8 protein-coding genes are annotated in these 7929 nt (G+C 63.5%); 5 read left to right on the top strand and 3 right to left on the bottom strand.

What is annotated here, in order from left to right; translation table 11 throughout:
* The 3 genes from WBF82_RS00905 to cysK all read right to left on the bottom strand — a co-directional run.
* Positions 1–369, bottom strand: a 369-nt coding sequence (locus WBF82_RS00905; RefSeq protein WP_424381224.1) for a DUF732 domain-containing protein, incomplete at its 3' end; no start/stop codon positions are given.
* 45 nt (positions 370–414) lie between these two features.
* Positions 415–1101, bottom strand: a complete 687-nt coding sequence (cysE, locus tag WBF82_RS00900) for a serine O-acetyltransferase (protein WP_424381223.1) — start codon at positions 1099–1101, stop codon at positions 415–417.
* Positions 1102–1103: 2 nt separating this feature from the next.
* Positions 1104–2036 (bottom strand): cysteine synthase A, encoded by a 933-nt coding sequence (gene cysK / locus WBF82_RS00895; RefSeq protein WP_424381222.1) that lies wholly within the window; start codon positions 2034–2036, stop codon positions 1104–1106.
* 595 nt (positions 2037–2631) lie between these two features.
* On the opposite strand from cysK, the gene WBF82_RS00890 reads away from it, so the two are divergent.
* The 5 genes from WBF82_RS00890 to WBF82_RS00870 all read left to right on the top strand — a co-directional run.
* Positions 2632–3414: an MlaE family ABC transporter permease gene (locus WBF82_RS00890; protein ID WP_424381226.1), complete on the top strand. Its 783-nt coding sequence runs from the start codon at positions 2632–2634 to the stop codon at positions 3412–3414.
* Between the two features lie 53 nt (positions 3415–3467).
* Positions 3468–4346 (top strand): ABC transporter permease, encoded by an 879-nt coding sequence (locus tag WBF82_RS00885; protein WP_424381225.1) that lies wholly within the window; start codon positions 3468–3470, stop codon positions 4344–4346.
* A 5-nt stretch (positions 4347–4351) separates the two neighbouring features.
* Positions 4352–5686 carry an MCE family protein gene (locus WBF82_RS00880; protein ID WP_424381221.1) on the top strand — a complete coding sequence of 445 codons (1335 nt, stop codon included), beginning with the start codon at positions 4352–4354 and terminating at the stop codon, positions 5684–5686.
* A 25-nt stretch (positions 5687–5711) separates the two neighbouring features.
* The gene (locus WBF82_RS00875) at positions 5712–6740 is read left to right on the top strand and encodes an MCE family protein (RefSeq protein WP_424381220.1); all 1029 of its coding nucleotides are present in this window, start codon (positions 5712–5714) and stop codon (positions 6738–6740) included.
* A partial coding sequence (locus tag WBF82_RS00870; protein WP_424381219.1) for an MCE family protein occupies positions 6737–7929 on the top strand: 1193 nt, incomplete at its 3' end. The genes WBF82_RS00875 and WBF82_RS00870, both read left to right, overlap by 4 nt.

Genomic DNA, 7929 nt, shown 5'->3' with positions numbered 1-7929 from the left:
CGGCTGGGTGGTGTGCACGCTCGACTTGCTCAGGTAGTCCGGGCAGTAAGCGCTCGCGGCGAGCGCCGCGAATCGCATGGCGCCGCCGCTGTTCAATCCTGGGTTGCGCATCGACAGCTCATCGACGACGTCCTTTTCCGATCGCCCCGAGATCATCATGTCGCAGGCCATTCTGCCGGCCGCGACGGCGTCCGGCCCGCTGCGATAGGTCATGCCCGCTTGTTGCAGCGAGTCGAGAAAGTGAGCGTCAGCAGCCGGATCATCGGGGACGGGGCTGGGAGGGGGATCGCCCGGGTCGGCTAGCGCCGGTACGGCCACGGCCAGGCCGACGGTGGCGGCGACGGTGGCGAGCATGAGAGGCAGTCGCATCGATCCATCATCGTCCAGAACAGTGCGGTTGTCCTGTCGAGCTGCTCAGATAGAGAAGTCCTCGCCGTGCCAGACTCCCGCTTCGGGCGGCCGGATGACGCGGCCGGTCTGGGCATCGCCGTCGTTCTGGGTCTCCAGTGTGGCCACTCGGGTGAGCAACGACTGCAGGCTTACGCCCACTAGATCGGGCATCATCGAGTCATCCTCGGTGCCCGGCCTGGCCCGGCTGATGATCTGTCCGGGGACCCCGACCACCACAGCGCTGGACGGAACTTCCTTGACGACGACGGCGTTGGCTCCGATGCGGCTGTCGTCGCCGATCTTGATCGCGCCAAGCACCTTGGCTCCGGCGCCGATAGTCACCCGGTCACCGATCGTCGGATGCCGTTTGCCGGTGTCTCTGCCGCTACCACCGAGCGTGACGCCGTGATAGAGCATCACGTCCTCGCCCACTTCCGCGGTTTCCCCGATCACCACGCCGGTCGCGTGGTCAATGAACAGGCCGGGGCCCAGCGTCGCGCCCGGGTGGATGTCGACCCCGGTCAGGATGCGGGTGAGTTCGGCGAGCGTGCGTGCAGCCACCCTTGCGCCGCGTTTCCACAGCCAGTGGCTGATCCGATGACCCCAGATCGCGTGCACGCCCGGGTAGGCAAAGATCACCTCCAGCGTGGTGGGGGCGGCCGGATCGCGCTGCCTGGCTGCCGCTATGTCACGCCGAATCTCCGCGAACATGGCTAATCGGTCATGTCGGCGAATAGCGGGGTGCTCAGGTAGCGCTCGCCGAAGTCGGGGAGAACGACGACGATGAGCTTGCCGGCGTTCTCGGGGCGACGGGCGACCTGCAGGGCGGCCACCACTGCCGCGCCCGACGAGACGCCGACCAGCAGCCCTTCCTCGCGGGCAAGGCGGCGGGCCAGGTTGATCGAGTCGTCGTTACCGACGGTGATGACCTCGTCGACCAGATCCATGTCCAGCACCGGCGGGATGAACCCGGCGCCGATGCCTTGAATCGGGTGGGGCCCCTTCTGCCCGCCGGACAGCACCGGCGACGCAGCCGGTTCGACGGCCACGAACTGCACCGAGGGTTTGCGTTCCTTGATGACCTGGGCAACACCGGTAAGCGTGCCCCCGGTGCCCACCCCGGAGACGAAAAAGTCGATCTTGCCGTCGGTGTCGCGCCACACCTCTTCGGCTGTGGTTTTGCGGTGGATCGCCGGGTTGGCCGGGTTCTCGAATTGCTGTGGGATGAAATACTTTTCATCGTTTTTGGCCAGTTCTTCGGCCTTGGCGATGGCACCCGGCATGCCCTCCGATCCGGGCGTGAGGACGAGCTCGGCGCCAAGAGCGTGCAGCAGCTTGCGCCGCTCGACGCTCATCGTCTCGGGCATGGTCAGCGTGATCCGATACCCGCGCGCCGCGGCCACCATCGCCAGCGCGATGCCGGTGTTGCCGCTGGTCGGCTCCAGAATGACGGTGTCCGGCTTGATCAGGCCCGCTTCCTCGGCGGCGTCGATCAGGGCCACCCCGATGCGATCCTTGACGCTGTTGGCCGGGTTGAACGATTCCAGCTTTGCCACAACATCGGCGCCCGCGCCGTCGGTGACCCGGTTCAACCGGACCAGGGGCGTGCGCCCGATCAATTGCGTGACGTCCTCGGCGATACTCACTTATCTCCGTCTCCAACGATGTCGGACCAGGGCTTGTCGGCCATCCAGCTAATCTCGAACTCTATGGCCATTTCGGTCGGAATAGCTAGCGCCACGGGGCTGAGCCGGTGCGACGCACCATCCAGCGCCATTGGGCGTCAGGAAATCAACAACAACAGCAACAACAGTGCACGACGAGGCAGCGCGACGGGACAAGGCGCAGCTGTGCGGGGTATTGCATAGCTCCACTATAGCCATCGCGGCTTTTCAGCCGTTCGGCCCAGCCCTGATATCCCGCTGGTCAGATTTCTTCTGGTTGATCCGAACCCTCGCAGCCAAAGCGTCGTATCCGTAAGTTTCCGGCGTGGTCTGTGTGTGCGCTCAATTGGCGGCATCGATGTCGCGCGGTCGCACGGGTCCATGCCTGCAGATAGCAGGGTGACCCAAACTTTCCCCCGTTGGACAAAGGAGCGCGATGAGCCGTATCGACTATCGGCCGAGCGGGCAAACGTCTTTCGCGACCCGCCATGACGTACTGATCCCGGTCCGACGGCATCCGGTGTTGGTGCATCAAGCACTTCAGCAAATTTGGCAGCGAGGGTAAACGGTGTCAGCACTGCTACCGCGCCCGACCGGTTCACGGGTCGCATGGTCCAAGCCCGCCGTCGCGGTGGGCGATTTCGTTGTGCTGGCCGGCGAGACTTTCGCCGCCGCGTTCCGCCGACCCTTCGCCTGGCGTGAGCTGATCGACCAGATCTGGTTCGTGGCCAGGGTGTCGATCGTGCCAACGGTCGTGTTGTCGATCCCCTACACGGTGCTGATCGTGTTCACGCTGAACATCGTGCTGATCGAGGTCGGTGCCGGTGACCTGTCCGGTGCGGGCGCCGCGCTTGCCTCGATCACGCAAGTGGGTCCGGTCGTCACGGCGATCGTCGTTTCCGGTGCGGCAGCAACCGCGATGTGCGCTGACCTGGGCGCCCGGACGATTCGGGAGGAGATCGACGCGATGAAGGTCATCGGTGTCAACCCCGTCCAGGCCCTGGTGGTGCCGCGGGTGATTGCCGCGACATTCGTTGCGCTGATGCTCTATTCGGTGGTTGCGGTCGTTGGCCTGTCGGGCAGTTACTTTTTCGTGGTGTTCGTCCAGCACGTCACACCGGGTGCATTCGTGTTCGGTATGACGTTGCTCACCGGCCTGCCGCAGGTGATCGTATCTCTGGTCAAGGCAATGCTTTTCGGTCTTTCGGCCGGTCTGATCGCCTGCTACAAAGGGCTTTCCGTCGGTGGAGGACCGACTGCGGTCGGCAACGCCGTCAACGAGACCGTGGTCTTCGCGTTCATGGCCTTGTTTCTGATCAACATTTTGGCCACCGCGTTCGGCGTGAAGGTGTCGCCGTGACGCGCGCCGCGACCCGGCGACAATTCGCCAAGTCCGAGCAGGGCAGCCCGAGCATGCGCAAGTTTGCTTCCAGGACCGGCAATAGGGCAGAACCGGACCTGGAGCCTTCGCGCTTGGGCCGGACTTTCGACAGGCTGATCGACAACATCCGCACGGTCGGTGAGCAGACGGCGTTCTACGGCAATGCGTTAGGAGCCACCGTCGACGCTGTCCGGCGTTATCCCGGCGAAGTGCTGCGACTGATCGCCGTAATGGGGATGGGCACAGGGGCGTTGGCCGTCATCGGTGGCACGGTGGTCATCGTCGGATTCCTCACGCTGACCACCGGCGCTTTGATCGCAGTGCAGGGCTACAACACGTTGTCGAATGTCGGGATCGAAGCTCTGACCGGTTTTCTCGGTGCGTTTTTGAACGTCCGCTTTATCGCGCCGGCCACCGCCGGCGTGGCGCTGGCCGCCACCATCGGCGCCGGGGCGACGGCGCAACTGGGTGCCATGCGCATCAACGAAGAGATCGACGCGTTGGAGGCGATGGCCATTCGGCCGATCACCTATCTGGCGTCGACCCGCATCGTGGCGGGAGTGCTTGCGGTCATTCCGATCTACACCGTCGCCGTCTTGATGTCGTTCCTGGCGACTCGGTTCGGCACGACGATCATCTACGGCCAGTCGCGTGGCGTCTACGACCACTACTTCTCGTCTTTCCTGCACCCGACGGATTTGTTGTGGTCGTTCGCTGAGGCGCTGGCGATGGCGGCCGCCGTGATGGCGGTGCACACCTACTACGGCTACACCGCCACCGGCGGGCCTGCCGGGGTCGGCGAGGCGGTCGGCCGTGCGGTTCGCACCTCGATCACCGCCGGGGTTTTCATCCTGTTGACCATCACGCTGTCGGTATACGGGCAGTCCGGAAACTTCCATCTGTCGGGGTGACGGCGATGAGTAATTCGCCCCGGCGGGGGGGTATTGATCCAATCTGGTGGGCACCGGTGCTGCTTGTGGTGGTCGTGGCGTTGAGCACGCTGACCGCAATGACGTTCTCCGGGACGCTACGGGAAACCATTCCGCTCACTGTGATTTCGGACCGAGCCGGCCTGGTAATGGAGGACGGCGCAAAGGTGAAGTTGCGCGGCGTTCAGATCGGCGAAGTCGCGTCGGTAGACGCCTATGCCGATTCGGCCGGTACGAATCTTTCGAAGTTGCGACTGAAGATCGCTCCGAAAGATTTCAAGTACCTGCCGAGCAACATCGAGGCGGAAATCAAGTCCAGCACCGCTTTCGGTGCCAAATACGTTGATCTCATCGTTCCGTCCAGCGGCGCCAACCCTCGGCCGTTGGCAGCGGGCGCCGTGTTGCACAGTCGCAATGTGACCGTCGAGGTCAACACCGTGTTCCAGAACCTGCAGGCGATCGTTCACGCCATCGACCCGGCGAAGCTGAACGGGGTGCTCTCGGCGGTCGCGGAAGGAGTGCGCGGCAAGGGTGATCGCATCGGGCAGGCGATCACCGAAGGCAATCAAGCGCTGCTGACGGTGAACCCGAGAATGCCCACCATCCGGCAGGACTGGCAGCTCTTCGGTCAAACCACGCAGGCGTATTCTAATGCGGCACAGGACATTTTGTCGCTGCTGGATTCGTTCTCGACGACCAGCGTGACCATCAAGCAAAACGCGAAGGCGCTGGACGAGTTGCTCCTGGCGTCGATCGGGTTTGCTCAAACAGGGATCAACACGCTCGGCCCGAATCAGCAGAATTTTATCGGCGCGATGAACCTCTTCGTGCCGACCACCGACCTGCTCGAGCATTACTCGCCCACCTACACCTGCTTGTTCCAAGGCGCCCAGTGGTTCCTGGACCACGGCGGTAAAAGTGCGTTGGGCGGCAACGGCAAATCCGTCATCATGGATGCGGCGCTGCTCTTCGGCGACGATCCATACCGCTACCCCGATAACCTGCCCGTCGTGAATGCGCACGGCGGTCCGGGTGGCAGGCCGAGTTGTGGCTCGCTGCCGGACGTGAGCAAAAACTTCCCGGTCAAGTACTTGGTCACCGACACCGGCTTTGGAACCGGTCTTGATATTCGGCCCAACCCGGGCATCGGTTTCCCCGGCTACAACAACTACTTCCCGGTCACCAAGGGAACGCCCGAGCCGCCTCGAATCCGTTACCCTGGCGCTCCGGCACCCGGCCCGTGGCCGGCCTACCCCGGCCAACCCCCCTACGGGGCGCCGGATTACCCGCCGCCGCAAGCGCCCCCACCACCCCCACCCTGACGCCCGAGGAGAGAAAGGAGAAGCCATGAGAACCAGCACCGTTCGCGCCACGATGCGGGTGGTGCTGTTCACCGTCTTCAGCCTTATCTTCACGTTCATCCTGGTAACAGTTTTTGGGCAGTTCAGGTTTGAGCCACGGGTCGCCTACAGCGCGGTGTTCTCGAACGTGTCGGGCCTCAAAGGGGGAAACTTCGTCCGGATTGCCGGCGTCGAAGTGGGGAAGGTCAATCATCTCGCGTTGAACCAGGACGGAACCGTCACCGTCGACTTCGGCGTCGACAGGGGACTGACGCTCACCCACGGCACCAAGGCCGCGGTGCGCTACGAGAATCTCATCGGCGATCGGTACCTGTCGCTTGAAGACGGGCCCGGTTCGACGCGAAAGCTGGAGCCCGGCCAGAGAATTCCGTTGGCCAGGACGTCTCCTGCGCTTGACGTCGACGCGCTGATCGGCGGATTCCGGCCGTTGTTTCGTGCGTTGGACCCCGATCAGGTCAACGCGCTGTCCGGCCAACTGCTGAGGGTGTTTCAGGGCCAGGGAGCGACCATCTCGTCGGTGCTGGCCCAGACCTCTGCACTGACCACCACGCTGGCCGACCGGGACAAGCTGATCGGCGAGGTGATCACCAACTTGAACACGGTGCTGCACACCTTCGCCACCCATGACGGTCAATTCGCTGAGGGATTGGACAAGCTGTCCAAAATCGTTGAGGCGCTTTCCGACCGCAGGACCGAGATCACCAAAGGGGTGGCCTACATCAATGCCGCGGCCGGATCCGTCGCCGATCTGCTGACGACTGCCCGCCAACCGATCAAGGACACCGTGGTGCAGACGGATCGGGTCTCCGGGCAGATCGAAGCCGATCACGACTACGTCGACGATCTGGTCAAGACACTTCCCGACGCCTATCAGGTGCTGGCCCGCAACGGGCTTTACGGGGACTATTTCGGGTTCTACCTCTGTGACGCGATTCTGAAGGTCAACGGAAAGAACGGTCAGCCCGTGTTCGTCAAGCTGGTGAGCCAGACGACGGGACGGTGCTTACCCAAATGACCTCGATAACAACCACATTGAGGGCCAAGCTGAAACGCCCCAACATCAAGCCGCTGGCTGAGCGCAACCGGATTGCGGTCGGTGTGGTCGGCATAGCGATCGTGGTCGCCTTGGTGGTCGCCGTCTTCTCCTACAACAAGATCCCCTTCGTCAACGGCAAGTCCGGCTACTCCGCGTACTTCACCGAGGCCGGGGGCATCAAATCGGGCAGTGATGTACGGGTGTCGGGCCTTTCGGTCGGTCGGGTCTCCAGCGTCAAACTGGACGGGACGAAGGTGCTGGTCAAGTTCACCGTCGACGACAATGTTGCGCTGGGCGACCGGACCGAGGCGTCGATTAAGACCGAGACCGTGCTCGGCACGAAAATGCTCGAGATAACTCCGCGGGGGGACGGCAAGCTCAGCGGCACGATCCCGGTCGAGCGGACCCATTCTCCGTACGACCTTCCCACTGCGCTAGGCGATTTGACCAGCACGATCAGCGCTTTGGATACCGCGAAGCTGTCCTCGGCGCTCACCACGTTGGCGGACACCTTCAAGGACACGCCGCCCGACCTGAAGGTCGCGCTGGAGGGCGTGGCCCGGTTCTCTGACGTCCTCGACAGCCGCGACGCGCAGCTGCGTAATCTGCTGGGCGACGCCAACAAGGTCACCGCCGTGCTGGGCAAGCGCAGCGATCAGATCGCCAAGCTCGTCGTCAACGCCAACGCGCTGCTGGCCGAGCTTCTGACGCAACGGAATTCCGTCGACGCGTTGATGACCAACCTCACCGCGGCATCGCGGCAGATATCCGGTCTCGTCAATGACAACCGGACGCAGCTCAAGCCCGCGCTCGACAAGCTCAACGGGGTGCTGGGAATCCTGGACAACCGCAAGCAAGAGCTGCAGCGCACGTTGTATCTGCTTCGGCGATACGCGATGTCGTTCGGCGAGGTGCTGGGATCGGGTCCGTTCTTCAAGGCGTCATTGGTGAACTTGGCGCCGGGCCAATTCGTTCAGCCGTTCATCGACGCCGCGTTCTCGGATCTGGGACTTGATCCCAATGTGTTGTTGCCGTCGCAGCTCGTCGACCCGGGGGAGGGTCAGCCCGGCCTCCCGCCGTTGCCGTTGCCCTATCCGCGTACCGGACAAGGCGGCGAGCCCAAACGCACGCTGCCCGACGCGATCACCGGCAACCCGGACGAGCAGTC

The sequence above is a fragment of the Mycobacterium sp. genome (assembly GCF_049673265.1).
Lineage (GTDB): Bacteria > Actinomycetota > Actinomycetes > Mycobacteriales > Mycobacteriaceae > Mycobacterium.
The sequence above is the reverse complement of the archived record's forward strand: the minus strand, read 5'-3'. Positions and strand labels throughout refer to the sequence as shown.